This window comes from Caballeronia eucalypticola, assembly GCF_047608185.1.
Taxonomy (GTDB): Bacteria; Pseudomonadota; Gammaproteobacteria; order Burkholderiales; family Burkholderiaceae; genus Caballeronia.
On sequence record NZ_JBLKRU010000017.1, the window covers coordinates 69,489 to 95,107 of the forward strand.

Genomic DNA, 25,619 nt, shown 5'->3' on the forward strand with positions numbered 1-25,619 from the left:
GCTTTGGCGAAAGCTAAAACCAAAGCGGTGAGGAGCTGATGCCAGCTTACTTCCCAGCCGGTGCCGACGCCGGCTCGGCCGCACCCGGATCAGCGTAGTTCGGCAAGCCTTGCGAACTGCTGCTCCCGCCCATGCCCGGCTTCGCCGGCGCAGCCGTCGCGCTCGCGGCGCCCGGAGGCGATGCGGCAGCACCGCTTTCATCGCCATAATCCGGCAACGACGCGTTCGCCGCGCCCGTCAACAAATACTGTCGACGCTGCGTGTAGGCATCGCGGACAAACGCGTATTTATCCAGCGCCGCTTGCGACAGGATGTCGGTGGCGCCCAGCAGATCGGCCCGCGCGCTCACGAACTGCACGACGAACATCGACACACTCGCTTCCGTACTCAAATAGGTCCCCGGATTGAGCGGATAGCTCGCGATCCAGTTCGTTGAATCACGCACCGAGCTGGGCCCGAGCAGCGGCAGCACCAGATACGGTCCCGACGGCACGCCGTAATGGCCCAGCGTCAGCCCGAAGTCCTGGTTGTGCTTCGGCAGCCCCGCAGCTGAAGCCCAGTCGATCAACCCGCCAATCCCGAACGTCGAGTTGATTGCGATGCGCATCAAGTCTTCGGACGCGTCGGTGATCTTCAACTGCAGCAGGTTGTTCGCGAAGTTGCCAATGTCGCCAATATTCGAAAAGAAGCTGCTGATCGCGGTGCGAACCGGTACCGGCGTGACCTTCACGTAACCGGTTGCAATCGGGCGGGCGACGTATCTATCGGCGGCGTCGTTGAACTTGAAGATCTCGCGGTTCATCGGTTCCAGCGGATCGCCTGGTTTCCGGTCGGGGCCTGTGGCGCAACCGGACAGGGCGAAAGCAGCGGCTGTGAGCAGCACGCCGCCGGAGAGCGCTCGCAGTTTGCGGGCGGCATCGGGCGTTTTTGCCATCCTCATGGGTCAGTTTCCTTGGGGTGATGCGTTAGTTATTAGTGCGTCTAAAGGGACGATTCAAAGGGGACGGTTCAAACAAGGACGGTCTAGACGGTTTCGGCCACTTTTGGCCGCACCCGCGGTTTTCCCATTAGAACCGGCTGAAATACCACTGCGCCGATTAACGTCGTAAAAAGCGCCAGGACGAGGAGCCTGCCCATGCTCGATGTGCCCGGATGATGCGAAAACCACAAACTGCCGAACGCCGTCGCCGTGGTGGCGGCGCTGAACATCACGGCATGCGTGAGACTGGACTGCAACAGGCCGGTTTGTCCGGAACGCCACGCCATCACGAAATAGATCTTGAACGCCACGCCAATGCCCAGCATCAGGGGCAACGCAATGATGTTCGCGAAGTTCAGCGGCATGTCGAACACCACGCATAACTCGAGCGTGACGACGGCGGAGACCAGCAAAGGTATCAAAGTTCTCAAAACATCGCCGATACGACGCAAAGTCAGCCACAGCAGGACCGCGATGGCGATCAGCGACCACGCCGCCGCCTGCTCGAATGCCTTGATGATCGTATTGGCCGAATGCAACACGGAGATAGGGCCCCCGATAGCGTTCGGCTCGGCTTTCTGCACGGCATTGGCGAAGCGGGCGAGCAGTTTGTCGTCGTCGCGGCTTTTGCCGTCCAATGCTTTAGGCGATGCTTCCACGAGCGCCTGGCCGTTGGCGGCGAGCCAGCCTTCGGTCATCGATTTAGGCAGCGAAGCGAGCGTGATCGGCGAGGGTTGCAGCAGCGAGCGCATCTGGCCCAGTGCGATGCGCAGCGGGTCGGACATAGCGTGCTCGGCGCGATCGCGGGTGGCGACATCGGCGGCGGCGAGCTTTTTCAGCGTCGCCGCGAGGTGGCGCGCTTCATTTTCACCGGGGCCGGGATGTTCATCGGCGGCGAGTTCCAGTGTGTTCGACAGCCGCCTGAGCGAGGCGACGCGCACCGCGTCGTTGGCGGGCGTGGCGACGCGCTGGTCCAGCGAAGGTAAAAGCACCGTCGCCGCAGCGGCAATCAAATCGAGCTTTTGCGGCTGATCGGCAGGAATGAGCGACGACACAGTGGTGGCCCGCTCCACTTCCGGCAGTTTCTCGAGCTTTGCCGCGATCTTGTCTGCTTCCTCGAGCGAGGGCGCGAGTACCTTCACATCATTCACGGCCGCTTCGGGCGCGTCTTTCAGCGAGAGCAGCGTGGCCATGGACTCCGTTTTCGGGTCCTTCAGGTTGAGCGGATTGAAGTCGAAACGCAGATGCAACAGCAACGGCAGCGCGCAGATCACGACGACCAGCGTGGCGATCAGCACCGGCTTGCGATTGCGCGCGAGGTATTCGTCCACCGGCGCGAGCTTCGGAAAGCCCGGCGAGCCGGCTTCTCCCGGCGGCCCGAACACCTTGATCAGCGCCGGGAACAGCGTCATGTTGGTGAAATACGCGACCAGCATGCCGACGCCCGCAATCTGCCCGAGTTCGGACACACCGCGATACGCGGTCGGCAAAAACGAGAAGAAACTCGCGGCCGTCGCGGCGGCGGCGAGCGTCAGCGGCACGCCAACGTGGCGCGCCGTATTCACGAGTGCAACGTCCAGCCGGTCATCCTTGAAGCGTTCCTCGCGATACCGCACGCCGAACTGGATGCCGAAATCCACGCCGAGCCCGACGAACAGCACCATGAACGCGATCGAAATCAGGTTCAGCGCGTGGACCATGAGCAGGCCGATCGCGGCGGTGATCGCGAGTCCGACGAACAGCGTGATGAACACCGAGACAATCATCTTTCCCGAGCGCAGCGCGAGCCAGAGGATCACCAGCACGACGATAAACGTCAGGATGCCATTGAGCACGGCGCCGTCTTTCAGCGACGCAAATTCTTCGTCGGAGAGCGGCTGTTCGCCCGTGAGCCGCACGACGGCCCCATATTTCTCCGATAACTTCAGCTCATTTGCTGTCGCCCGAATTGCGTTCGATCCGCTCGCACCGGGTTCCAGCGCGTTGTAGTCCACCATCGGCTGGACGGTGACGAACGCGCGGGCGGGATGCGTCGCCGAGGGTTCGACGAGATTGCGCCACGAGAACACGGCGGGCTGATTGGCGACGACTTTATCGAGCACGTCCGCGCTCTGGCCCAGCAGCTTGGACATTTGCCCGAGCGTCACCTGGCCAAGTTGCAGCGGCAGGTTGAGGCTGGTGTTGAGCGTGCCGGCCAGGCCGGTGAGCGTGGGGTCGTGCGCCAGCGCGTTGATCAGCGGACGCGCTTTGACGAGTTGCTGGGTGGTGTCGGCGACTTTATCGGTGGAGAGATAAAGCAGGCCGTTATGTTCGAAGAAGTCGCCGCCCGAGGGTTGCGACACCGCCGTGAAGTGGGCCGTGTTCTTGGTCAGCGCGGCGGCGAGCTCGTTGGCGGCGGCATCGGCGAATTCAGGCGCTTGCGCTTCGACCACCACGAGCACCGTCGATCCGCGTTGCGGAAAGGCTTCGTCAATCGCGTGGCTGCGCGCGGCCCATTCGGGTTCTGTTTCGATCAACTGGCTGATGTCGGTACTGATCTTGAAGTGATGCACGACGTAATAGCCGCTCAGCACGGCAATCAGCAGCGATAAAACGATGATCCAGCCGGGTCGGCGAATCGATAACGTGACGAGACGGGCAATGAGAGGCGTGAGCATGAAGACGGATGCCTCGGAGGGCGTGTTCTGAAGTTTTGCTAATTAACCGGGAGGCCATGAGGCGCCGCGTGAGTATACCGGGCGCGGGGAAATACTCGCAGAAGGAGCGTGCGCGCGACGGGCGCGGGTTGGATACTGCGATCGGACAAAAACTTTTTGGTCTGGTCAGCAGTTTGCGGGCCGGGCTCTGGCGGGCAGCGCGGCGAGCGCGCGCTTAATGACAGATTGTACTAACATTGTGCAACCACTCGGCCCGTTCACGGACTAACATTGTCATTACGGTGAAGCGATGAAAACAACGATTCGCAGGATGGGTAACTCGCAAGGCGTGTTGATTCCGAAACCCATCCTGGCCCAACTTGGGCTGGAGGACGAAGTGGAAATGGAAGTGGAAAACGACGCAATTGTTTTAAGAAAGCCGCAGAAGAAAGCCCGCCAGGGTTGGTCTGACGCAAGCAAGGCCATCGCTCAAGCGGGCGACGACGAACTCGTACTCGGCGAGTTTCCAAACGCCGACGATTCGGAGCTCGCATGGTAGTGCGTGGAGAGGTCTGGCTCATTGAAATGGATGAGCTTGACCCTACCGTTGGCAGCGAGATTCAGAAAACCCGGCCTTGCGTGGTGATCTCGCCGCCTGAATTGCACGACCATCTGCGCACGGTGATCGTCGCGCCCATGACGACAAAAAGCCGGCCGGCGCCATACCGTGTATCTGTTGTCTTCAGTCAAAAGAAAGGGCTGGTCCTGCTCGACCAGATCCGCACAATCGACAAAACCCGTCTGGTCAAAAAGCTCGGCGCCGTGCCGGCGAGTACGCTCTCGGTCGCGTTGCGGACCTTGCAGGAAGTCTTCGCAGCCTAGCTTTGGCAACCCCTACGTCTCGCTCCAAAGCCTCAGCAGATTGTGATAACAGCCCACGAGCGTTCGCCTCGCGGCGTCGTCGGCGTTTTCTGCGTTGAGCCTTTGAATGGCTGTGTCCATATCGAATAGCAGGCTGCGGCGGGTGTCGTCCCGAACCAGGCTTTGTGCCCAGAAGAAACTCGATACCCGCATTCCCCGCGTCACCGGCCGCACCTGATGCAAGCTCGTCGCCGGATAAACAATCGCATGCCCCGCCGGCAGCTTCACTTCCTGCACGCCGTACGTGTCCTCGATCACCAGCTCGCCGCCGTCGTAATCCTCGGGCGGGGTGAGGAACAGCGTGATCGATACATCGGTTCGAACCCGCGTGCCATGTCCCGGCACGAGCCGGATTGCGCCATCGACATGACTGCCGAAATGCATCCCGCCTTCGTAGCGGTTGAATAGCGGCGGATACACCCGGTTGGGCAGTACCGAACTAATGAACAACGGATGCCGTTCGAGCGAAGCAATGATGGTGTCGCCGAGTTCGAACGCTATTGGCGCTTCCTGCGCGATCTGCTGGTTGCGCTTGACCGGCGCGCCCTGATAACCGGCCGTCGCGCGCCCGTCCACCCATGCGTCCGACGCATCGAGCCGCTGGCGCATGGCGGCGGCGTCTTCGGGGCTGAGGACGTTGGGTATCGAAAGGATCATGTTTTTTGGGGCCCGGCGGCCGCGCGATGTGCATCGCGCGGCTCGTGTGGCGGGCAGTCGGTCAGTAGAACCGGTAGTTTAGCGTTGCCAGGAACGTCCGGCCGTAACCCGGCACCGCACGCCCGCCATCCGATGGAATCAGCGAATCGTAATAGTGCTTGTTGGTCAGGTTCTGCACGTTGAACTGGATGTCGTAATGCTTCTGGTGGAACGCGGCCATTGCGTCCCAGCGCGTGTACGCAGGCACTTGCACGAAGTCGTTGCTCGCGGCATATCGCGCCGATGTGTACACCGGACCGCCGCCGAAAGTCCATTGCGGCGTGAGGTCATAAGTCGTCCACAACGTGATCATGTTGCGCGGCGTGTTCGCGAGCGTCTTGCCGTTGGTGTTGTCCAGCGCCTTCACCACCTGGCCGTCCATGTACGTATAACCGCCGAAGACTTGCCACTTGTTCGTGATGTGGCCAGCCAGCCCGAGTTGATAACCTCGCACGCGCACGTCGCCGTCGAGCGAGTAGCTGCCGTCGGCCTGGAGCGTGCGAGCATTGGTTTTATCGATATTGAACAGCGACTGCGTCACGGACAACCCGCCGTTCAGCAAGTCCCACTTCGTGCCCACTTCATACGAGCGGTTCGATTCCGGCGGAATGTTCTGCTGGTTGTTCGTCAGCGTCAGCGCTTCCAGCGACGGGTTGAACGACGTGCCGTACGACACGTAGTACGACTGCCAATCGGTCGGCTGGAAAATGATCCCGCCGCGCACGCTGGTGAAGTAGTTGGTCTGCGTGGCGTATGAAGGCGCGTTGAGCGTGTTCTTGATCGACGCCTCGTACCGGTCCCAGCGCAAGCCGCCCACCACCTTCCAGTACTGGCCGATCGACACCGTATCGTTGGCATAAATGCCCACGCCGTTCGCGCTCGACTCCGCCAGGTTGGTCGCCACTTCCCGCGTATTGGCGGGTCGCGTGGTGTATTGCGGATTGAGCAGCGGAACGATCGCGATGGTGTTCGACGGCAGGCCCGGCGTCGTCGCGGTGAACGACTGGTTGCTGTAGGTCTCGTGGCTCAGGTCAACGCCCGCGATCACCTCATGCTTGAGGAAGCCGGTATCGAACTTGTAGTCGATATCGGTCGTGTTGTAGACCGAGTGATCGTTGATGTTGCGGTCCTTGCCCTGCAACTTCACATAGAGCGACGACAACGGCAGCGTCGTGAAATTGCCGTTGGCGAGCGCAGTGGATGTTCCAAGCGGTCCGGTCAGCACAGCCGCCGCATTGGTCGCCGTGGCTTCGGTGCCGTAGTGGCTGAACTGCGTCTCGTTGCGCAGCGTGAGGTTATCGTTGAAACGATGCTGGATGCGCGCCGACAGCGTCTGCACGTCCTGGATCGTCCGATCGCCTTCGAAGCCGTAGAACTGGCTCTTGCTCACCGGGACCGGCGCGCCGTTCACCGGCGGAATGCCATAGTCCGGCTGGTCGCGGTTGTGCTGGATCAACGCTGACAAGGTGACTTCCGTCGGCGTTCCAATGCCGAAGCGCACGGTCGGCGCAAAGCCGTAGTCCTTGCTTTTCATCACGTCGCGCGTGGAACCGAGGTCTTGCCCGAACGCGTTGAGCCGCACGGCGGATGTGTCGGACAGCGGCTGGTTGATGTCGAACGTGGTGCGGTAGCGGTCGCTCGTGCCGACCATCGCGGATACCGATGCATGCGCTTTCAGCTCCGCTTGCTTGCTCACCTGGTTGATCACGCCGCCCGTGGAGCCGCGTCCGAAATACAGCGATGACGGGCCATACAGCACGTCGATGGATTCAAGGTCGAACGTGTCCCGATAGTACTGGCCGCGATCGCGGAAGCCATCGAGATAAATGTCGGTGCGCGCCGAAAAACCGCGCAAGTTGATGTTGTTGCCGATCTGGCCGCCTTCCGCCGCGCCAAGGGTGACGCCGGGAACGTTGCGGAGCGCATCGGAGAAAGAGGTGGCTGCCTGGGACTGAAGCACGGCTTTCGGGACCACCACGGCCGCTTGCGGGATATCGCGCAACGCGGTCGGGACCTTGGCGCCTACGGTCGACGTATCGGGCTGGAAATCGGGCGTGACGGCCTGGGCGTTGACGTGCACGGCGGGCAGTGCGGCGCCTTCAGTGGGGGAAGTGGCTTGCGGGGCTTGTGCCGACGGGTCCGCCTGGGCGGTTTGATCGGACTTGCTGACTGGCGCGGTCTGCGCGTGAGCATAAAGCGGTACGGCAACAGGAGCCGCCAGCGCGGTCATGATTGCCGCGGCAAGCGGTGTCTTCCTCAACATGTGTTTCCCCGAGTGCTTGATAGTCAAAAAAGCCGGCGCCGTTGCGCCGTGCCGTCAATTGTTTTCGCGATTCCCGCAGCGACGGGCGAGCGGTCGGCAAGCGGCACAGCCGAAGCACCTGTTTGTAGTTGCGAAGGATGTGCAGCGTTACCGGATAGTTCCTGAATACGAATCAATATCATTACATAGGTAAGAATTGTTTTCAATACGGCTTCGGGAACTATGCGGATTGCTGACGGACCAAGGCCCGGCAATTTTCACGAGGGGGTTTCATAGAAGGAAATAAAACGCGCCTCGGAGGTCGAAGCGTTGTGGGGCGGGGATGAGAGCGGGAAGCCAGAAATGGCGAGGCAACCAAAGTCTCTGGTAACGTCGCGGACAACCGTAATCATTCTACAAATTCAGATCTTTCATTCAGGCGTGTTTTCAAACGTCTTGAGCGCCGCCGCCATGTCGCGTTGTAATTGCCCCAGCGCGGCGACTTTCGGATTGGGCGGCTGCAAACCCTGCCAAAGAAGCAGGGATAACCGCTTCGACGTCTCCTCAATATCCACGGTTTTCTTGCTGATCGCGTCCCACAGCACATGTTCCATCGGCCCATAAATGCTCGAGCGCAGCAGGCTCAAGGGCAGGTCGTCGCGGATATCGCCGGCTGCCACGCCGTCCGACAGCACTTGCATCAGCGGCGCGGTATAGCGCCGCTGGAGCCGCACGATTTCATCGCCGAAGGTGTCGTCTTTCGCGCGCCCTTCCGACAGGATCAGCGCGCATAGGCCCGGCCCATCGATCATCAGCCTGTACAGATGCGTGCGGATCAGGAAGAACAGCTTCGCGCGCGTGCCCGTGATGCGCGGCAACGTGGCTTCAATCTCCGCGATGATCTCGTCATACCAGTCGCAGATCACGCGCACGCAGAGGTCGCGTTTGCCGGAGAAATACGTGAAAACCGTCGCCTCCGATACCCCCAGCCGACGCGCCATATCGATGGTCGTCGCCGACGCATATCCGCGCTCCGAGAACACTTGCCGGGCCACGAGCAGGATGTCCTTGATGCGTTGTTCGGACTTGACGCTTGACGGTGCGCGACGTGCGGGGAGGGTTTTGAGCTGACTCATGGTTGGCGATGGGTTAGCGATGAAAGCCGCTCGTCAATGAAAGTATTTTGAGTGTAGCTCAATTGAAATTGAAGGCAAAATTTAGCAGAATTACTGGCGAAATTTAAGGGTTAACCGGCTTGACGTCAGTATGAAGTTGAGTTTTACTCAAACGCATTGAGGCGCACTCATCCTGTCACGTCGAGAATCATGGAAACCAATCCGAACGATCGCCACAGTCAGCATCAATACCGTTCCGTTTTCCGTCCCGGCCTGTTCGCCGGCAAGGTTGTTTTGGTGACAGGCGGAGGCAGCGGGCTTGGCCGATGCACCGCGCACGAACTGGTCTCGCTGGGAGCGTCGGTGATCCTGATCGGACGAACCTTGGCGAAGCTCGACACCGTGCGCGCCGAGCTGGCCGAGGACTACCCTGAAAGCATCGAACGCGTGCGCTGCCACGCCTGCGATATCCGCGACGAAGCGAGCGTCAAAGAAGTTGTCGCTGCGGCAATCGCCGATTTCAACCGGCTCGACGGCCTCTTCAATTGCGCGGGCGGCCAGTTTCCCGCGCCGCTCGACAGGATTTCGCTGAACGGCTGGGACGCGGTTGTGCGCAATAACCTGCACGGCACCTTCCTGATGTCGCGCGAATGCTTCACGCAATGGATGCGCGATCACGGCGGCGCGATCGTGAACATGCTCGCGGACATCTGGGGCGGCATGCCCGGCATGGGCCATTCAGGCGCCGCGCGCGCCGGCGTCTGGAACTTCACGGAAACGGCCGCGTGCGAATGGGGTTACGCCGGCGTGCGGGTGAATGCCGTTGCGCCGGGATGGATTGCATCGGCGGGCATGGATAGCTACGACGAACGCTATCGCGCGTTGTTGCGGGAGCTCAAGCACAAGGTGCCGTTGCAGCGCTTCGGGACCGAATCCGAACTGGCCGCGGCGGCGGTATTTTTGTTGTCCGAGGCGTCGGCGTTTATCAACGGAACGGTGATTCGCGTCGATGGCGGCGTGCCGAACGCACGGCATTCTTGGCCATTGGCGGCCGCTGGGCGTACGCTGGAATTCAACGGATTTTCTCGATATCAGCCGCCTGCGGGATTGCAGGAATTGACCACTGCGAGTGGTTCAAACGATTCCGATGATCAAGCCGCTATCGAATGAGACTTAACCAAAAACCAGGGAGAAGTGATGCTTCCCGCAGCCGACTCATATGAAACCCTCGCCGGGGCCTTCTCGTGGAAAGTGCCCGCGCGCTACAACGTCGGCGTGGACGTCTGCGATAAATGGGCCGACGGGTCCGGCCGCCTCGCGCTGATCTACGAGACGCGCGAAGGGTCGGAAACGCGTTTTACCTTCGATGACCTCAAGGCGCTTTCCAACCAGTTCGCCAACGCGCTCGCTGGCGCGGGACTCAAGCGCGGCGACCGTGTGGGAATCTTCCTGCCGCAATCGCCGGAGACGGCCATCGCGCATCTGGCCATCTACAAGGCGGGTTATATCGCGGTGCCGCTGTTTGCGCTTTTTGGCGTCGATGCCATCCAGTACCGGCTCGCCGATAGCGGCGCAGCCGCGCTGATCACCGACCACGCGGGATTCGAGAAGCTTGAGCAGGTTCGCGGGACGTTGCCCGACCTGAAAGCGGCCTATTGCGTCGATACAAACCCGCGCGAAAACGCCCATTCCTTTTGGGATTCGCTACGCGCGGAACCCGACGTCTTCACCCCGGCCGATACCTCCTGTGACGACCCCGCCGCGATCATCTACACGTCCGGCACGACGGGAAAGCCCAAAGGCGCGCTGCTTGCTCATCGCGCGTTGCTGGGGCATTTACCGGGCGTGGAGATGTCGCAGGGACTTTTTCCGGCGCACGCCCGGCTGATGTGGACACCCGCCGACTGGGCGTGGATTGGTGGCCTGTTCGACGTCTTGCTGCCCGCGTGGCATCACGGCGTCACGGTGCTCGCGCGTCGATTTGAAAAATTCGATGGCCCCGCCGCGTTCGACCTGATGGCGCGCCACGGCGTCACGCACACGTTCCTGCCACCGACCGCGCTCAAGATGATGCGCTCGGTGGTGCGTCCCGAGCAGTGGCGGTTGTCCTTGCGCGCGGTGGCGAGCGGCGGGGAATCGCTTGGCGAGGAGTTGATCGCGTGGGGCCGGTCGGCGCTTGGCGTGACGATCAACGAGTTCTACGGGCAGACCGAGTGCAACGTGGTCGTGTCGTCGTGTTCTGCGTTGTTCGAGCCGCGGCCCGGGGCAATTGGACGTAGCGTGCCGGGACATCGCGTAACAATCGTCGACGATGAAGGCACCGAACTGCCGCCCGACACGCCGGGCAATATCGCGATTGCCGCGCCCGACCCGGTCATGTTCCTGCGCTACTGGAACAACCAAGCCGCCACGCGCGAGAAATTTCGCGGCCAGTTCCTGCTGACCGGCGACCTCGGTTTATGCGACGCCGATGGTTTCATCCGCTTCGTCGGCCGCAACGACGACGTGATTACGAGCGCGGGTTATCGGATCGGTCCTGCGCCTATTGAAGATTGTTTGCTGCGCCATCCCGCCGTGAGCATGGCGGCGGTGATCGGTGCACCAGATGCTGCACGCACGGAAATCGTGATGGCGTTCGTTGTGCTGAATGCAGGTTTCGTGGGAGATGAAGCGCTGGTGCGCGAGCTTCAGCAGCGTGTCAGGACCCGGCTGGCCGCGCATGAATATCCGCGCGAAGTCAGGTTTGTCGATGCGTTGCCCATGACGCCGACCGGCAAGGTCATGCGCAAGGAATTGCGGGCGGGGTTGCCGGGTCTGAACGATTCGGCCAAGCCATGAGGACCCGCCGATGACCTCGGAGACGGCCTTGCCCAAACGCAGGCCTCCTGCCGCCGCCCTCGATGCAACCGACCGCAAGCTGCTGGCCTTGCTCGCCGAAGACGCCACGCGGACTTACGCTGAGCTTGGCCGGCTGCTGCATTTGTCTGCGCCTGCCGTGCACGAACGGGCCAAGCGCCTGAAGCAAGATGGCGTCGTCAAGGCCACGGTGGCAGCGCTGGATGGCGCAAGCGTGGGCCGGCCGCTGCTGGCGTTTGTTCACGTCGATACCTCCAGTTGGGCCGTCACGCGTCAACTGCTGCAACTGGCGGAGTTTCCGGACGTCGAAGAGATCCATACCGTGACCGGCGAAAGCGCGATGCTGCTGAAAGTCAGAACCCGCGACACGCAGACGCTCGAACATCTGCTGGAGCGCATTCATTCAATCGAGGGATTCACTGGCACGCGAAGTTACATTGCGTTGACGACGTATCTGGAGCGCGGGCCGAGTCCGCAGGCGTAAGGGCGGAGGAAGAGCGTTGACTGAACTGTCACGGCAGACGCAGGTCGATATACTTACTGCGTTTTCCGCTAACTCGGCGCCTCAGGCTGAACGCCGCCCGCCATTACTCGATAACGGTCGTATGAAACGCTATTTTCCTGTCCGTATGGTTTTGTTCGCCCTGGCATGCTCAGCGGCGTTGTTCTCCAGCACGTCGTTTGCGCAGACGAGCCCTGATGCTGTCGTCAAGAGCGCCGTGGAAGGCACGGTCAGCGCGATGAAGGCGGACCCCGTCGCGCGTGGCGGCGACATGGCCAAGATCACGCAATTGGTGCAGACGCGTTTCGTGCCGGCGACCGACTTTCAGCGCACCACGCGGATTGCCGTCGGCAAGGCGTGGAACACGGCGACGCCCGACCAGCAGAAGGCGCTCTACGATCAGTTCCAGACGCTGCTGGTGCGCACCTACACATCGTCGCTGTCGCAATTACGCGATGAAGACGTCAAGTTCAAATTCGATCCCCCCACGCTCGATGCAGGCGGCAAAGATGCTGTCGTGCAGTCGCATGTGTACTCGACCGGTGGCGATAACCCGGTGCGTTATCGGCTGGAGAAGACGCCGGACGGCTGGAAGATCTACGACATCGACATGATGGGCGCGTGGCTGATCCAGGTGTACCAGACGCAATTCGCGGGTCAGTTGTCGAAGGGCGGCGTGGATGGTTTGATCAAGTTCCTGACGGCGCACAACGCGCGGACGGCGGAGTGAGGAAGGGTAGGGCTACGAACGGGATTCGCGCATGAAGCGCGGGTGAGTGGCTTAGAACATTCCTTGAGCAAAACAAAAGGGCGCATCTGGCACCAAGCCAGATGCGCCCTTTTTTGCAGTAATTGTCAGTGCATTGCCATATACAAAACATCTCACTCTAGCTAAAATGACCATAGACATATGACTAGGGGCACAATATGCCAAATCGGCAGGTATCAAAATCCGAGTTCAAGGCGAAGGCGCTTGAATTCTTCAGGTTGGTGGAGTCGTCGGGGGAAAGCCTGATCGTCACTGACCATGGCAGACCCACACTAGAATTGCGCCCGTATCGCGCCGATGCACCGGATCCGCTAGATCTTTTGCGCGGCTCGCTGTTGCGTTATGACAATCCGATGGACCCGGTTGGGGAAGGCGATTGGGAGGCCGCGCAGTGATTGTTCTGGATACGCATACGCTGATCTGGTGGGCAACTAGCGATGCCGCGCTGAGCAAAAAAGCGAAGAATGCTATCGAACGTGAACGAGCCGGTGGCGAAATCGTTATTTCCGCGATTTCGGCTTGGGAAATCGCCATGCTCGTTGAGCGTGAAACGGTAGCGTTCTCAATGGATGTCGAAGACTGGCTCGCTGCCGTGGCTCAAATCCCTGGTGTGAGGTTTGCCCCTGTCGACGTCGATATTTCGGTCAAATCCGTGCAGCTTCCAGGTGAGTTCCACAAAGACCCGGCAGACCGGCTGATCGTAGCGACGGCGCGGAAGTTTGCCGCGCCGCTTGTGACCAAGGACCTTAAGATTAGGGCCTATGCCCACGTCAAGACGATCTGGTAACGCAGGACGTGAACGGGGTGACGTCCGTGCCTTCGGCTCCAACCCCAAGCACCCCCGAAACTTTATGCGCAGCAAGTTCCGCCCTGACGGCCTTCACTCCCGCCTCAGCATTCCGACACAAGCACCATTGCTTTCGACGAAACGCTCTTCGCCGACTTCAGCGCTTTTTCCCGCACCGTGGTCAGGTTTTCGGTTTCACTAGAATACTTAAACGATGCCGGCAACAGCCGATAATCCGCTGCCACTTGCGCGGCCTTCGTCTCGCTGAATCCTGTCTTGAACAGTATCTTCGCCAAGAGAGAGTAGTCGTCCAGATCGGCTTTGCCGAGATTGATCATTACGCTGAAATCAGCCATTGCTTCCTGCTTGGTTGCCTTGAAAACCCGTGATGCTACACGGGCGCGCCACATACGCATCTTGAAATACAAAACGGGTGGATAACGCCGCTCGTCGCGACCTTATCCACCCGTTCGTTTCGCAGTATGCAGTGAGCTTGAATAACACGCTGCCAAGCTCACGTGCGCAAACTCAAGCTGCGATCGTCGTTTGCTTGCCGCCCTTGTTGTTCTTCGCGCGGCCGATTTCTTCCAGCTTGATCTCAACGTGCTTCGAGAACACGAATTCAGCCGGGCGTTGATTATCGACCGGCAAGTCCTTCGCATAGGCGCCTTCAGTACGCGGACCGCGCAAGGCAACAAGTGCTGCCTTCAGCGGATGCGCAACCGTATCCATCACGGCGGTGGCTTCGAAGCCGCAATGCACCATACAGTCGGCGCATTTCTCGTACTTGCCCGTGCCGTACTTGTCCCACTCGGTGGTTTCCATCAATTCCTTGAAGGTCTTCACATACCCTTCACCGAGCAGATAACACGGACGCTGCCAGCCGAACACGGTACGCGCCGGGTTGCCCCAAGGCGTGCATTCGTAGGTCTGATTGCCGGCCAGGAAGTCGAGGAACATGCTCGACTGGCTGAACGACCAGCGCTTGCCGTTATCGCCGCGCTTGAAGATGTCGCGGAACAACGACTTCGTTTTTTCGCGATTCAGGAAGTGCTGCTGATCCGGCGCACGTTCATACGCATAACCCGGCGACACCGTGATGCCGTCCACGCCCATGGGGCCGAGCGTGTCGAAGAAGTTCGCTACACGTTCCGGATCGGCGTCGTTGAACAGCGTGCAGTTGATGTTCACGCGGAAACCACGGCGCTTCGCTTCCTTGATCGCTGCAACGGCCTTCTCATACACGCCGTCTTGCGAGACCGAATGGTCATGCGCTTGCTTGTCGCCGTCGAGGTGAACCGACCAGACGAAGTACGGATTCGGCTCGTAGTCGTCCATCTTCTTTTCCATCAGCAGCGCGTTCGTGCAGAGATAAACGAACTTCTTGCGCGCGATGATGCCCTTCACGATCTGGGGCATTTCCTTATGCAGCAGCGGCTCGCCACCGGCAATGGAGACCACCGGTGCACCGCATTCGTCGACAGCCGCGAGGCAGTCTGCCATCGAGATGCGCTGGTTCAGGATGGGGTCCGGGTAATCGATCTTGCCGCAGCCGTTACACGCCAGATTGCAGCGGAACAGCGGCTCGAGCATCAACGCGAGCGGATAGCGCTTGTTGCGCATGAAATGCTGACGCGCGATGTAAGCGCCAACCCGGACCTTTTGCAGCATTGGAATAGACAATTGCGTGTGCTCCTTAATCTTCGCGAAGGGCGCCAGCGGATGCTGTTGCCGCAGCAAGCGGCTTCGTCAGCTTCGCGGGGAGTTTGAATTCAACCTTTTCTTCGCGGCCGGACATTGTCGTGACTTCAACAGGGCCCAGCGCGCGCAGTGCACTGATAACGTGTTTAACCATTTCTTCCGGCGCGGACGCACCGGCCGTAATCCCGACGGTCTGCGCGTTCGCAAACCAGTCGGCTTTCAATTCCGAGCCATCTGCCACGAGGTAGCTCGGCACGCCGGTTTCGGCGCCGATCTCGCACAGACGATTCGAGTTGGAACTGTTGGTCGCCCCGACCACCAGCAAAACATCGACTTGCTTGCTCAACTCGCGCACCGCCGCCTGGCGATTTTGCGTGGCATAACAGATGTCACGCGTATCCGGGCCAACGATATCTGTAAACCGGCGATGCAGTGCGTCGATGATGTCGCGCGTATCGTCCACCGACAACGTGGTTTGCGTGACATACGCGACGGGGGCATCGACGGGCAGCACGAGCGTTGCCACTTCCGCTTCGCTTTGCACGAGCACCACGGTGCCGGGAATCTGCCCGATGGTCCCTTCCACCTCGGGGTGCCCCGCATGGCCGATCAGGATCAGCGTGCGGCCCTGCGCGACATATTGCCGGCCCTGGACGTGGACCTTCGTCACGAGCGGACAGGTGGCGTCGAGCACATCCAGGCCGCGCGCTTCCGCGTCGGCTTCAACCGTTTGCGCTACGCCGTGCGCGCTGAAAATAGCAACGGCGCCGTGCGGCACTTCGTCGAGTTCTTCGACAAAACGCGCGCCCTTGCTACGCAGATTGTCGACAACGTGCCGGTTGTGAACAATCTCATGGCGCACGTAGACGGGCGCGCCATGTCGTTCAAGAGCGCGATCGACAATTTCGATCGCGCGGACCACGCCCGCACAAAAGCCGCGGGGTTGAGCAAGGATAATACGCATATTCGGGCGAACTCCGACTGGCGCGGGTTTCGAATGGAACCGGCTATAAGCTTCGATCAAATCCGGTCGATTTGTTGTAAGCGAAATTAAAGCTTCTCGGAAAAGCTTTGGGAAACAACTGGCTGGAAAGAAGCCATTCGTTTCAACTTTAAGGCCGAAGTTGACCGCGTATTCTAACTCGTCCAGTTTTTGGATGCTTGTAAGAGGCTATTAGAGGGTGTTTACGTTTCTACCGGCAGGGTTGAATTACTGCGGAGACGCGGAAGCCGGTAAACTAGCGCTTTGCCGCGTTTGAGGCCGCGTTTGCGCTAAACAGTTTTGAAGCGGCCATGGCGGCGTGATCCGGCCTTTCAGGCGACTGCGGCACGCGCGGACAATAGTCGTCCAGCGCTGCAAGGCACTATGAAAAGCCCGTGCCGGGCAGTATCGGCGGGGATCAGCGGCTGTGGGGACACTAGGCCGGGCTGCCGATCCAAACCGATGCTGACGGGCGTTTGAGCCTCACCTGCGCGGAGGCGGACGCCGCTTAAGCCGGACGAACGAGTCGCCTCGGCGGCTGCATCAAGCGCCGGAAGCACCGGATTTGCCTGGATTCGCGCCTGGTCCTTCAACAGGTTTCGGGCAGCGCACGACAAGAATTTATCCCGTGTCGAGTCGTTGCGCCTAACCAACATTCACGTCGTCCGAAAACGGAATGTTGTTATGTGTCAGCGATCCGGCATGAACGGCCTGCGTGCGTCGATGTCCATTTTGGCATCCGCGCGCCGTGTCGAATACCTGGACCGCCTTATGGAAGTCGATCACTACGAAAATTTCCCGGTAGCCAGCATATTGCTGCCGAAACGGCTGCGTGCGCCGGTCGGCGTGATTTATCACGTCGCGCGCACGGCAGACGACATCGCCGACGAAGGCGTCTTCGATCCGGCCGAACGCCACGCCCGCCTTGCCGATTTCCGCGCGGGCCTCGATGCGGTCGCCGCCGGTTCACCGGCGGCGGTTCACCCCATGCTGTTCGAGAAACTGGCCGGCACCGTCGCGCAATATGGGTTGCCGCTCGGCCCCTTCTACGATCTCGTCTCGGCGTTCGATCAGGACATCGACACCACGCGTTACGCCGATTGGCCTGCGCTGATGGACTATTGCCGGCGCTCGGCGAATCCGGTCGGGCGGCTGATGCTGCATCTCTTCGACGCCAGCACGCCCGAGAATCTCGCCGATTCCGACGCGATCTGCACCGCGCTGCAGCTCATCAACTTCTGGCAGGACGTGGGTATCGACTGGAAGAAGAGCCGCATTTACATGCCGTTATGCGATCTCGAGCGTTTCGGCGTGACCGAACGGCATATCGACGAGCAAATCTGCGACGACGCCTGGCGCGCGCTGATGCGGCATGAGGTTGACCACGCCCGCGCGATGATCGTTGGCGGTGCGCCGCTGGCCGTGCGTATGCCCGGGCGGTTCGGGCTGGAGCTATGCAGCGTCGTGCATGGCGGTCTGCGTATCCTTGAAAAAATTGAACAGGCGGACTACGACGTGTTCCGCAAGCGTCCGGTGCTGAAAGGCCCGGACTGGGCGGTCATCGGCGTGCGTTCCCTCGCGATGCGGCTGCGCGGCCGGGTGGGTGTGCAGTTGCGCTCGGTTGAAGGCTGATCTGACGCGGCCATGGCACCCTCCTGATGTTGAATCTGCTTAATCATCGACCTGTTTCGAATAAACGATGCTCCTGATTGCCTGGTTGTCCCTTCTCATCTGGCTTGTCCTGCTGTTTGGCCGCGGCGGTTTCTGGCGCGCGCAGCCCCTCGAACGGCTCAGTGAAAGTACCGTTCACGCCGTCGGCCAAGCCGAGATTGCACGGCGCGGCGCGTGGCCGGCGCTCGTCGCGGTCGTGCCGGCGCGCAATGAAGCCGATGTGATCGGCCGCGCGGTGACATCGCTGCTGGCGCAGGATTACGCGGGTTCGTTCCACCTGATTGTCGTCGATGACCACAGCACCGACGGCACCGCCGACGCCGCTCAAGCCGCCGCGCGCGACGGCGGTTTCGAAGACCGCCTGACGGTGCTGGCGGCCGCGCCGTTGCCGCCCGGCTGGTCCGGCAAGGTGTGGGCGCAGTCGCAAGGCATTGCGGCTATCGACGGGCTGGGTTTCCCCGCCGATTACCTGCTCCTTACCGACGCCGACATCCGTCATCCGGCGGACGCTGCCTCACAACTCGTCGCACGCTCGATTCTTGAAGATCGCGACTTGGTCTCGCTGATGGTGCGGCTGCGCAGCGATTCCTCATGGGAAAGGGCGTTAATTCCCGCGTTCGTGTTTTTCTTCGCGAAGCTGTATCCGTTCGCGTGGGTGAACGACGTAAGCAAACGCATGGCCGCGGCCGCGGGCGGTTGCATGATGGTGCGGCGCGCGGCGCTGGTTGAAGCGGGCGGGATGGAATCGATTCGTGGCGAACTGATCGACGATTGCAGCCTCGCTTCGCGTATCAAGTTTCGTAACGGCGTGAATGCGGCGCGGCCGATCCGGCTTGATCTTGCCGCCGACAGCGAATCGCTGCGGCCTTATGACGACTGGCGCGAGATCTGGAACATGATCGCGCGCACGGCGTTCACGCAGTTGCGTTATTCGGCGGTGCTGCTCGTTGGGACCGTGCTGGCAATGTGCGTGATCTATCTCGCACCGCCGGTGGTTGCGTTGACGCTGGGCGCAAAAGGCTGGCCGGCATGGCTCGCCTGGATTGCGATGTGCTGCGCCTATGCGCCCATGTTGCGCTACTACCGCCGTTCCATAGTCTGGGCGCCAATATTGCCGCTGATCGCGCTGTTTTATGTGAGCGCGACCGTTGGCTCGGCCATACGGTTCTGGCGCGGCAAAGGCGGGCAGTGGAAGGCGCGCGTCCAGGCGCCTTGAGCGGTTCCGCTCACCGCTTCGTCAGCAGCGCGTACATCTCGATGATGGTGTCGGGCGAGAAAGAGAACGGCACCCAGCCGTGTCCGGTATGGCGCAACACCAGCAAACGGTCGCCGTTCGCATAACGTTGCGTGGCCATCACCGGGTTTTTCGTCGCGACAAAACGCCAGCCTTGCGGGAGGCCGCTCGGCTGTTCGACGTCCATCGACGCGCGCGCGTTCGATAATTCCTCGATCAACTCCGATACCCCTTCGGGGCTCAACGGCACCGTCACCCCGCCAATCGTCATTGCGATCAGGTTCTTGTCGGGGCGCGAGACGTTCAGCGTGGGCTTTTCTTCAGCCACGGTCGGTTGTTCTTCAGCCGCCGGTTCAACAGCGGCGTCACTCACAGAAGAAGCAGAAGCAGTGGAAGTGCCAGGAGAAGCGGGAATAGAAGCGGCGGCGAGAATCAGCTCATCGAGGCTTGATTCCAGCGCGCCGAGCTGGTCGGTTAAGTTCATGCGTTGTTTGCCTTGCTAGCCTTACATCGAACCTGTGATTTTAACTGCTGCGTACCGCGCAACGTCTCCACACGTTGTAACAAAATGCGTGGATGACGATAAAAATGCCATCAAAACAACAGGCGATGCGTACCTTGCTTCATCGTCGCTTCATCGATTCAGGTAGCCGTTCGCGCGAAACCAGTCCAGCGCGTGACTCAGGCCTTCACCGTATGGCCGCGCCTTGTACCCCAGCTCCCGCTCCGCTTTCGCCGACGTGAAGTACATCTTGTTCTTCGACATCCTCAAGCCATCGACGGTAACGAACGGTTCCTTGCCGCTGAACTTCGCGTAAAGCTCCGCGCCGATTGCAAGCGGATACAGCGGGCCGCGCGGCAACTTGATGGTCGGCGGCTTGCGTCCGGCAAGTCCCGCGATGTCCGCCAGCATCTGCTGCAGCGACAAATTCTCGCCGCCGAGAATATAGCGTTCGCCGATCACGCCGCGCGCAAGCGCCAGCAAATGGCCGTTCGCCACATCGTCGACATGAACGAGGTTCAGGCCGGTATCGACGAAAGCGGGGATCTTGCCCGTCGCCGCTTCCACGATGATCCGCCCGGTCGGCGTCGGCTTGACGTCGCGCGGACCGATCGGCGTGGACGGGTTCACGATCACCGCCGGCAAGCCGTCATTCGCGACCATCCGCTCGACCGCGCGCTCCGCCAGCACCTTGCTGCGTTTGTACGCGCCAATGGTCTGCTGGGCCTGCGCAGGCCTGGTTTCATCGACGATATCGCCCGCCGGACTCACCTTCAGCGTCGCGACGCTGCTCGTGTACACGATCCTCTCGACGCCCTCGGCCAGCGCCGCGCGCATGGTAGCCTCGGTGCCTTGCAGGTTCGCGCGCTCGATTTCGCCCGGATCGCGGGCCCAGATGCGGTAGTCGGCGGCGACGTGCAACACGTAGCGCACGTCCTTCATCGCGGCCCGCATGGAGGTTTCATCGCGCATGTCGCCGATCACGACTTCAGCGTCGAGTCCTTCGAGGTTCTGCCGGGAACTGGTCTTGCGTATGACTACGCGAACATCAAAACCCTGGCTCCGCGCGATCCGCGCCACCGCCGATCCGACGAATCCGGATGCACCGGTGACAAGCACGCGTCCACGGGCGAACCCACTTAACGGGTCAGTCATTTTTGCCTCTTTTTGTCTTGCAAAGGTAACAGTTGCGCGTCGTCCGAATCGTCGCTATTCCCCGCCAACCCATATGTGACAAGGGCTTGCGGCTCGTGCTATGGTCCGGTGCTGCTTAGGTTCACCGTCACCGAAATTTAAAGAAAAGTCTTCAGCCAATGTTCATAGACAGTCGAAATCGATCCGTGTGGCTGTACTTCGCGATCGCGATGTTGCTCCTGATCGTATTTGCGGTCGACTGGCTCACGCCGCTGCGCGTGGCCATCTGGGTGTTCTACATGCTGCCGGTCGCGCTTTGCATGTGGGTCGACCGGCCCAACGTGCCGTTCATCACGGCCGGCCTGGCCTCCGTGCTGACGTTCACGGGTTATATCCTTTCGAACGCCGACGCGCTCACCGGCCCGGTCGTGTTGCAACTCAACCGCGTGATCGGCGTAATCGTGATGTTCGTGCTCGCCGCCGTGGGGCATCTCTATATCAAAACGCGGCTGAACCTGCAACGCAGCGCGTGGCTCAAGCAGGGCGAAGTCCAGATCGGCCTGCAGATGCGCGGCGATCTCGTCCCTGCTGCCGTTGGTGACGGCATTCTTCGCTCGCTCGTGCCGTACGTCGGGGCGCATGTCGCCGTGTTGTACAGCCGTGAAGGCAATGCGCTCGAGCGTATTGCAGCGTGGGCGCTGCCTGCCGGAAGCGACGTGCCACAGCGTATCGAGCGGGGTCAGGGATTGCTCGGGCAAGTGCTCGACGAGAAGCGGGCGATCGAGGTAAAGGGCGCGGGATCGGACTTCCTGAGGGTGGGCTCGGCGCTGGCATCGGCGCCTGCGAGCCACTGCGTGGTCGCGCCCATGATGGCCGATGGCGACGTGACAGGCGTGCTGGAAGTCGGTTTTATCGGCGATGAAAACGCGGTGGACGATACCCGCGAACTGCTCGAAAACGCCGCTGAAGCGATGGGCATGGCGCTGCGTTCGGCGCAGTATCGTTCGCGGATGGTGGAGTTGCTGGAGGAAACGCAGCGCCAGAGCGAGGAATTGCAGGTTCAGCAGGAAGAGTTGCGGGTATCGAATGAAGAGCTCGAGGAGCGCGGCCGTGCGTTGATGGAAACGCAGGCGCGGCTCGAAACGCAGCAGGCGGAGCTCGAGCAGACGAACGTGCATCTCGAGGAATACACGCAGCATCTCGAACGGCAGAAAACGGAACTGGTGCGCGCGCAAAAGGAACTGGAATCGAACGCGCTGGCGCTGGAGCGCGCGAGTCAGTACAAGTCGGAATTCCTGGCGAACATGTCGCACGAGTTGCGCACGCCGCTGAACAGCTCGCTGATCCTCGCGAAGCTTTTGCAGGACAACAAACACGGCAATCTCTCCGACGAACAGGTGCGTTACGCCGCGACTATTCATTCGTCGAACAGCGATTTGCTGTCGCTCATCAACGACATCCTGGATTTGTCGAAGGTCGAAGCGGGGCAGATGGACGTGCAGTTCGCGCCGGTTGCTATCGACGGGATGTTGCAGTCGTTGCGGCAATCGTTCGCACCAGTCGCAGACTCGAAGCGCGTGAAGTTCGTGACGGAACGCGCGGAAGGCGTGCCGGAATATTTCGTCACGGACAACCAGCGGCTTCAGCAAGTCCTGCGCAACTTGTTGTCGAATGCGTTCAAGTTCACCGAGCACGGTCAGGTGACCGTTTCGGCGCACAAGGCGGACAACGAGGAAAATGCGCTGCGCTTCGATGTACGCGATACGGGCATCGGCATTGCGCGCGACAAGCAAGACCTCATTTTCCAGGCCTTCCAGCAAGCCGATGGCACGACCAGCCGCAAGTACGGCGGCAGCGGATTGGGTCTGTCGATATCGCGGGAATTCTCGCGGCTGCTGGGCGGTTCAGTGAGCGTATCGAGCGAGCCGGGCAAGGGCAGCGTGTTTTCAGTTACGCTGCCGCTAGCTGTTCGTGAAGGCACGGTCACGGCTAAGCTCGATGTGATCGGGCATATGAGCGAGCCGGAGACTGCCGCGGCGAACGATGCACCGGCGGATTTGCCCATGGCCGCTGCCGCGAACGAAAGCGCCGCGCTCGTGCAGAACCACGCGCCCGCGCACCTTGTGTCAATGGCATCGGCTGCGCCTACTCCCGAGCCTTCGTCCTGGCGCGCGCCGAACGCGAACTTCCCGGCGCCGCAGCCCATTCCCGATGACCGCGCCAACCGCAAGCGCCCGGATCGCGTGATCCTGGCCATTGAAGACGACTTGCGTTTTGCGCACATCCTGCACGACCTTGCACATGAACTTGAATTCGACTTCGTGCACGCGACCACCGCGACACAAGGCGTCGAACTCGCCCGCACTTTGCAGCCCAACGGCATCCTGCTCGACGTCGGCTTGCCCGACCAGTCGGGCCTGACCGTGCTCGAATGGCTCAAGCACGATCCGCTGACGCGCCATATCCCGATTCACATCTGTTCATCGACGGATCATGCCGATGTCGCGCTGCATCTCGGCGCGATTGGTTACACGCTCAAACCGAGCGCACGCGATACGCTGGCGAGCGCGATCCGCAAGCTCGAAGCGCGTTCAGCACAAGGCACGCGGCGCGTGCTCGTGGTCGAGGACGACCCCGCGTTGCGCCAGAGCATCCACGCGCTGCTGAAAAGCGCGACGGTCGAGATCGTGGAAGCCGGCACGATTGCAGAAGCACTCGAGCAGATGAACCACGTGAACTTCGACTGCATCGTGATGGACCTGGCCTTGCCGGATGGTTCGGGTTACGACTTGCTGGAACGGGTATCGACGGTGCAGGAGCATGCGTCGCCGCCGGTGATCGTGTATACGGGGCGTGTGTTGTCGCCGGATGAGGAGCAGCGGCTGCGTCGTTATTCCAAGTCGATCATCATCAAGGGCGCGAAATCACCGGAACGTCTGGTGGATGAAGTGACGTTGTTCCTGCACAGCGTGGAGAGCGCGTTGCCGCCCGAGCAGCAGCGCATGTTGCGCGCGGCCCGCCAGCGCGACGACGTGTTCGAAGGCCGCACGATCCTGCTGGCCGAAGACGATGTCCGCAATATCTTCGCGCTGTCGCATGTGATCGAACCGCTGGGGGCGAAGCTTGAAATCGCGCGCAATGGCCGCGAGGCGCTCGATTCGCTTGCGCGACATCCGGACATCGATCTCGTCTTGATGGACATCATGATGCCGGAAATGGACGGGCTCACCGCCATGACCGAGATCCGCAAGAACCCCGAACATGCGCGGCTGCCGATCATCGCGCTGACCGCGAAAGCGATGGCGAGCGATCGCCAGAAGTGCCTGGAAGCGGGCGCGGATGACTATATTTCAAAGCCAATCGATGTCGACAAGCTGGTGTCGCTGTGTCGAGTCTGGTTACGCCAACGATAGCCAGGATTCGCCATGCCACATCGAACCCTGAAGGACACGGAAGAGGCGGTCTTCGACATCGAGTTGAAGCTGCTGCTCGAAGCCGTCTATATGAAGTATCAGCACGACTTCCGTCACTACTCGGTGAGTTCGCTGCGCCGGCGCCTGACGCAGGCGCTGCACGACCTGGGCTTTTCGACGCTGTCGCAATTGCAGGAGCGCATTCTCCGGGACGCCACCTTGTTCTCGCGTTTGTTCCAGTACCTGACGGTGCAGGTCAGCGAGATGTTCCGCGACCCGCCGTACTTCCGCGCGATTCGCGAACAGGTCGTGCCGATCCTGCAGACGTATCCATCCATCAAGGTGTGGGTGGCAGGGTGCAGTAGCGGCGAGGAATTGTGGTCGCTCGCCATTCTGTTCGCTGAAGAGAACATTGCGGAACGTACGGTTTTGTACGCCACCGATATCAACGCCGACGCCTTGCGCCAGGCCGAGAATGGCATTTACCCGCTGGATCGGCTGGCCAGTTTCAGCCAGAATTATCTGGCGGCGGGAGGCAAACGCTCGCTCTCCGACTACTACCACGCAGCGTATGGCGCCGCGAAATTTTCGCAGACGCTCAAGTCGCGCGTGGTGTTCGCCGATCACAGTCTCGCCACCGACAGCGTGTTTCTCGAAGCGCATCTCGTGTCTTGCCGCAACGTGCTGATCTATTTCGACCGAGCGTTGCAGGACCGCGCGCTGGGACTGTTCAGCGATTCACTGGTCCGGCGCGGATTTCTCGGGCTGGGCAGCAAGGAGAGCCTGCGGTTCTCAAAACACGCAGGCAGTTTTGCTGATTTCGATGCGCGCGAGCGTTTGTATCAAAAGGTCTAACGATGACACCGTCGACCGATTACCTTGATGCAATCGATGCCGTCGTGATTGGGGCATCGGCCGGCGGCGTCGAGGCGTTGAACCATCTCCTGCCTGCGCTGCCGGCCAATTTCCGCCCAGCCGTGCTGGTGGTCGTGCATGTCAGGAGTGATCCGCCCAGCTTGCTGCCCGCGCTGTTTGCCGCGCGTTGCAAGCTGCCGGTCGTCGAGCCTGACGACAAGAACGAGATCGCCGGGGGCACGATCTATGTGGCGCCGCCGGGGTATCACATGCTGGTCGAGCCCGACTGCACGATCTCCCTTTCCGTCGATCCGCCCGTGCGGTTTTCGAGGCCGTCGGTGGATGTGTTGTTTGAATCGGCGGCGCTCTGTTTCGCCAATACGCTGCTTGGCGTCGTGTTGTCCGGTGCCAACGACGACGGCGCGCGCGGACTGGTCGCGATCTCGCGGGCAGGCGGGCGCTGCTGGGTGCAGGAACCGCAAACCGCGGTGGCTAGCGCCATGCCGCTTGGCGCCATCGCGCGCGGCGGCGTGCACGACATTCTTACACTCGACGTCATGACCGCGCGTTTGGGCGCCATGGTGGCGGGCACGCGCCGCCAACGCGGTTGACTTGGAGCCGACA

General features: G+C 61.0%; 23 protein-coding genes. 13 read left to right on the forward strand and 10 right to left on the reverse strand.

Translation table 11 applies throughout. The features are described from left to right. Positions 1-46 precede the first annotated feature (46 nt). Positions 47-940 (reverse strand): MlaA family lipoprotein, encoded by an 894-nt coding sequence (locus ACMX25_RS20425; protein ID WP_414951886.1) that lies wholly within the window; start codon positions 938-940, stop codon positions 47-49. A gap of 83 nt (positions 941-1,023) precedes the next feature. Beyond that, the gene (gene hpnN / locus ACMX25_RS20430; RefSeq protein WP_414951887.1) at positions 1,024-3,636 is read right to left on the reverse strand and encodes a hopanoid transporter HpnN; all 2,613 of its coding nucleotides are present in this window, start codon (positions 3,634-3,636) and stop codon (positions 1,024-1,026) included. Between the two features lie 289 nt (positions 3,637-3,925). On the opposite strand from hpnN, the gene ACMX25_RS20435 reads away from it, so the two are divergent. Both ACMX25_RS20435 and ACMX25_RS20440 read left to right on the forward strand, forming a co-directional pair. After that, the gene (locus ACMX25_RS20435; protein WP_414951888.1) at positions 3,926-4,174 is read left to right on the forward strand and encodes an AbrB/MazE/SpoVT family DNA-binding domain-containing protein; all 249 of its coding nucleotides are present in this window, start codon (positions 3,926-3,928) and stop codon (positions 4,172-4,174) included. Continuing rightward, positions 4,168-4,497 carry a type II toxin-antitoxin system PemK/MazF family toxin gene (locus ACMX25_RS20440; RefSeq protein WP_414951889.1) on the forward strand — a complete coding sequence of 110 codons (330 nt, stop codon included), beginning with the start codon at positions 4,168-4,170 and terminating at the stop codon, positions 4,495-4,497. The genes ACMX25_RS20435 and ACMX25_RS20440 overlap by 7 nt, the downstream gene beginning before the upstream one ends. A gap of 12 nt (positions 4,498-4,509) precedes the next feature. Here the strand turns inward: ACMX25_RS20440 and ACMX25_RS20445 are convergent, their stop codons facing one another. The 3 genes from ACMX25_RS20445 to ACMX25_RS20455 form a co-directional block, all read right to left on the reverse strand. Next, on the reverse strand, positions 4,510-5,193 hold the full coding sequence (locus tag ACMX25_RS20445) for a Fe2+-dependent dioxygenase (protein WP_414951890.1): 684 nt from the start codon (positions 5,191-5,193) through the stop codon (positions 4,510-4,512). A 61-nt stretch (positions 5,194-5,254) separates the two neighbouring features. Next, on the reverse strand, positions 5,255-7,495 hold the full coding sequence (locus ACMX25_RS20450) for a TonB-dependent siderophore receptor (protein WP_414951891.1): 2,241 nt from the start codon (positions 7,493-7,495) through the stop codon (positions 5,255-5,257). A 410-nt stretch (positions 7,496-7,905) separates the two neighbouring features. After that, complete coding sequence (locus ACMX25_RS20455) at positions 7,906-8,610, reverse strand: TetR/AcrR family transcriptional regulator (protein WP_414951892.1); 705 nt, start codon at positions 8,608-8,610, stop codon at positions 7,906-7,908. A gap of 189 nt (positions 8,611-8,799) precedes the next feature. Here ACMX25_RS20455 and ACMX25_RS20460 point away from each other — a divergent pair, with 189 nt between their 5' ends. The 6 genes from ACMX25_RS20460 to ACMX25_RS20485 all read left to right on the forward strand — a co-directional run bounded on the left by ACMX25_RS20460 (position 8,800) and on the right by ACMX25_RS20485 (position 13,503). Further along, complete coding sequence (locus ACMX25_RS20460) at positions 8,800-9,759, forward strand: SDR family oxidoreductase (protein ID WP_414951893.1); 960 nt, start codon at positions 8,800-8,802, stop codon at positions 9,757-9,759. A gap of 27 nt (positions 9,760-9,786) precedes the next feature. Further along, positions 9,787-11,427, forward strand: a complete 1,641-nt coding sequence (locus ACMX25_RS20465) for an acyl-CoA synthetase (RefSeq protein ID WP_414951894.1) — start codon at positions 9,787-9,789, stop codon at positions 11,425-11,427. Between the two features lie 10 nt (positions 11,428-11,437). Next, positions 11,438-11,929 carry an Lrp/AsnC family transcriptional regulator gene (locus tag ACMX25_RS20470; protein ID WP_414951895.1) on the forward strand — a complete coding sequence of 164 codons (492 nt, stop codon included), beginning with the start codon at positions 11,438-11,440 and terminating at the stop codon, positions 11,927-11,929. 121 nt (positions 11,930-12,050) lie between these two features. Then, complete coding sequence (locus ACMX25_RS20475; protein WP_414951896.1) at positions 12,051-12,677, forward strand: MlaC/ttg2D family ABC transporter substrate-binding protein; 627 nt, start codon at positions 12,051-12,053, stop codon at positions 12,675-12,677. 197 nt (positions 12,678-12,874) lie between these two features. Beyond that, the gene (locus ACMX25_RS20480; RefSeq protein WP_414951897.1) at positions 12,875-13,111 is read left to right on the forward strand and encodes a type II toxin-antitoxin system Phd/YefM family antitoxin; all 237 of its coding nucleotides are present in this window, start codon (positions 12,875-12,877) and stop codon (positions 13,109-13,111) included. Continuing rightward, complete coding sequence (locus ACMX25_RS20485) at positions 13,108-13,503, forward strand: type II toxin-antitoxin system VapC family toxin (RefSeq protein WP_414951898.1); 396 nt, start codon at positions 13,108-13,110, stop codon at positions 13,501-13,503. The genes ACMX25_RS20480 and ACMX25_RS20485 overlap by 4 nt, the downstream gene beginning before the upstream one ends. A gap of 104 nt (positions 13,504-13,607) precedes the next feature. Here the strand turns inward: ACMX25_RS20485 and ACMX25_RS20490 are convergent, their stop codons facing one another. From ACMX25_RS20490 to ispH, 3 genes are all read right to left on the reverse strand, one after another. Then, on the reverse strand, positions 13,608-13,859 hold the full coding sequence (locus tag ACMX25_RS20490; RefSeq protein ID WP_414951899.1) for a hypothetical protein: 252 nt from the start codon (positions 13,857-13,859) through the stop codon (positions 13,608-13,610). A gap of 172 nt (positions 13,860-14,031) precedes the next feature. Next, positions 14,032-15,186, reverse strand: coding sequence for an adenosyl-hopene transferase HpnH (gene hpnH, locus ACMX25_RS20495; protein ID WP_158939759.1), 1,155 nt, complete (start codon positions 15,184-15,186; stop codon positions 14,032-14,034). 13 nt (positions 15,187-15,199) lie between these two features. Continuing rightward, positions 15,200-16,168, reverse strand: a complete 969-nt coding sequence (ispH, locus tag ACMX25_RS20500; protein WP_414951900.1) for a 4-hydroxy-3-methylbut-2-enyl diphosphate reductase — start codon at positions 16,166-16,168, stop codon at positions 15,200-15,202. 789 nt (positions 16,169-16,957) lie between these two features. On the opposite strand from ispH, the gene hpnC reads away from it, so the two are divergent. Both hpnC and ACMX25_RS20510 read left to right on the forward strand, forming a co-directional pair. Further along, positions 16,958-17,818: a squalene synthase HpnC gene (hpnC, locus tag ACMX25_RS20505; protein ID WP_414951970.1), complete on the forward strand. Its 861-nt coding sequence runs from the start codon at positions 16,958-16,960 to the stop codon at positions 17,816-17,818. Positions 17,819-17,885: 67 nt separating this feature from the next. Continuing rightward, positions 17,886-19,073: a glycosyltransferase gene (locus tag ACMX25_RS20510; RefSeq protein WP_414951901.1), complete on the forward strand. Its 1,188-nt coding sequence runs from the start codon at positions 17,886-17,888 to the stop codon at positions 19,071-19,073. Between the two features lie 10 nt (positions 19,074-19,083). Here ACMX25_RS20510 and ACMX25_RS20515 read toward each other — a convergent pair whose 3' ends face one another. Further along, positions 19,084-19,575: a hypothetical protein gene (locus ACMX25_RS20515; RefSeq protein ID WP_414951902.1), complete on the reverse strand. Its 492-nt coding sequence runs from the start codon at positions 19,573-19,575 to the stop codon at positions 19,084-19,086. A gap of 150 nt (positions 19,576-19,725) precedes the next feature. After that, the gene (hpnA, locus tag ACMX25_RS20520; protein WP_414951903.1) at positions 19,726-20,748 is read right to left on the reverse strand and encodes a hopanoid-associated sugar epimerase; all 1,023 of its coding nucleotides are present in this window, start codon (positions 20,746-20,748) and stop codon (positions 19,726-19,728) included. A gap of 209 nt (positions 20,749-20,957) precedes the next feature. Between hpnA and ACMX25_RS20525 the strand changes: the two genes are divergently transcribed. Genes ACMX25_RS20525 through ACMX25_RS20535 form a run of 3 tightly spaced genes read left to right on the forward strand, consistent with a single transcriptional unit; the run spans position 20,958 to position 25,606 of the window. Then, positions 20,958-24,140, forward strand: coding sequence for a hybrid sensor histidine kinase/response regulator (locus ACMX25_RS20525; RefSeq protein ID WP_414951971.1), 3,183 nt, complete (start codon positions 20,958-20,960; stop codon positions 24,138-24,140). A 12-nt stretch (positions 24,141-24,152) separates the two neighbouring features. Continuing rightward, a complete protein-coding gene (locus ACMX25_RS20530) occupies positions 24,153-24,995 on the forward strand; it encodes a CheR family methyltransferase (RefSeq protein WP_414951904.1) in 843 nt (280 codons plus the stop codon). 2 nt (positions 24,996-24,997) lie between these two features. After that, positions 24,998-25,606 (forward strand): chemotaxis protein CheB, encoded by a 609-nt coding sequence (locus ACMX25_RS20535; protein ID WP_414951905.1) that lies wholly within the window; start codon positions 24,998-25,000, stop codon positions 25,604-25,606. The last annotated feature ends 13 nt before the right edge of the window (positions 25,607-25,619 follow it).

Coding starts and splice junctions, on each gene's coding strand:
- ACMX25_RS20490 (WP_414951899.1), bottom strand. CDS start 13,859: ATGGCTGATTTCAGCGTAATGATCAATCTCGGCAAAGCCGATCTGGAC.
- ACMX25_RS20440 (WP_414951889.1), top strand. CDS start 4,168: ATGGTAGTGCGTGGAGAGGTCTGGCTCATTGAAATGGATGAGCTTGAC.
- hpnC (WP_414951970.1), top strand. CDS start 16,958: ATGGAAGTCGATCACTACGAAAATTTCCCGGTAGCCAGCATATTGCTG.
- ACMX25_RS20435 (WP_414951888.1), top strand. CDS start 3,926: ATGAAAACAACGATTCGCAGGATGGGTAACTCGCAAGGCGTGTTGATT.
- ACMX25_RS20530 (WP_414951904.1), top strand. CDS start 24,153: ATGCCACATCGAACCCTGAAGGACACGGAAGAGGCGGTCTTCGACATC.
- ACMX25_RS20510 (WP_414951901.1), top strand. CDS start 17,886: ATGCTCCTGATTGCCTGGTTGTCCCTTCTCATCTGGCTTGTCCTGCTG.
- ACMX25_RS20445 (WP_414951890.1), bottom strand. CDS start 5,193: ATGATCCTTTCGATACCCAACGTCCTCAGCCCCGAAGACGCCGCCGCC.
- ACMX25_RS20535 (WP_414951905.1), top strand. CDS start 24,998: ATGACACCGTCGACCGATTACCTTGATGCAATCGATGCCGTCGTGATT.
- ACMX25_RS20515 (WP_414951902.1), bottom strand. CDS start 19,575: ATGAACTTAACCGACCAGCTCGGCGCGCTGGAATCAAGCCTCGATGAG.
- ACMX25_RS20455 (WP_414951892.1), bottom strand. CDS start 8,610: ATGAGTCAGCTCAAAACCCTCCCCGCACGTCGCGCACCGTCAAGCGTC.
- ACMX25_RS20470 (WP_414951895.1), top strand. CDS start 11,438: ATGACCTCGGAGACGGCCTTGCCCAAACGCAGGCCTCCTGCCGCCGCC.
- ACMX25_RS20525 (WP_414951971.1), top strand. CDS start 20,958: ATGTTGCTCCTGATCGTATTTGCGGTCGACTGGCTCACGCCGCTGCGC.
- ACMX25_RS20460 (WP_414951893.1), top strand. CDS start 8,800: ATGGAAACCAATCCGAACGATCGCCACAGTCAGCATCAATACCGTTCC.
- ACMX25_RS20475 (WP_414951896.1), top strand. CDS start 12,051: ATGAAACGCTATTTTCCTGTCCGTATGGTTTTGTTCGCCCTGGCATGC.
- ACMX25_RS20450 (WP_414951891.1), bottom strand. CDS start 7,495: ATGTTGAGGAAGACACCGCTTGCCGCGGCAATCATGACCGCGCTGGCG.
- ACMX25_RS20480 (WP_414951897.1), top strand. CDS start 12,875: ATGCCAAATCGGCAGGTATCAAAATCCGAGTTCAAGGCGAAGGCGCTT.
- ACMX25_RS20425 (WP_414951886.1), bottom strand. CDS start 940: ATGAGGATGGCAAAAACGCCCGATGCCGCCCGCAAACTGCGAGCGCTC.
- hpnA (WP_414951903.1), bottom strand. CDS start 20,748: ATGACTGACCCGTTAAGTGGGTTCGCCCGTGGACGCGTGCTTGTCACC.
- ispH (WP_414951900.1), bottom strand. CDS start 16,168: ATGCGTATTATCCTTGCTCAACCCCGCGGCTTTTGTGCGGGCGTGGTC.
- hpnN (WP_414951887.1), bottom strand. CDS start 3,636: ATGCTCACGCCTCTCATTGCCCGTCTCGTCACGTTATCGATTCGCCGA.
- ACMX25_RS20465 (WP_414951894.1), top strand. CDS start 9,787: ATGCTTCCCGCAGCCGACTCATATGAAACCCTCGCCGGGGCCTTCTCG.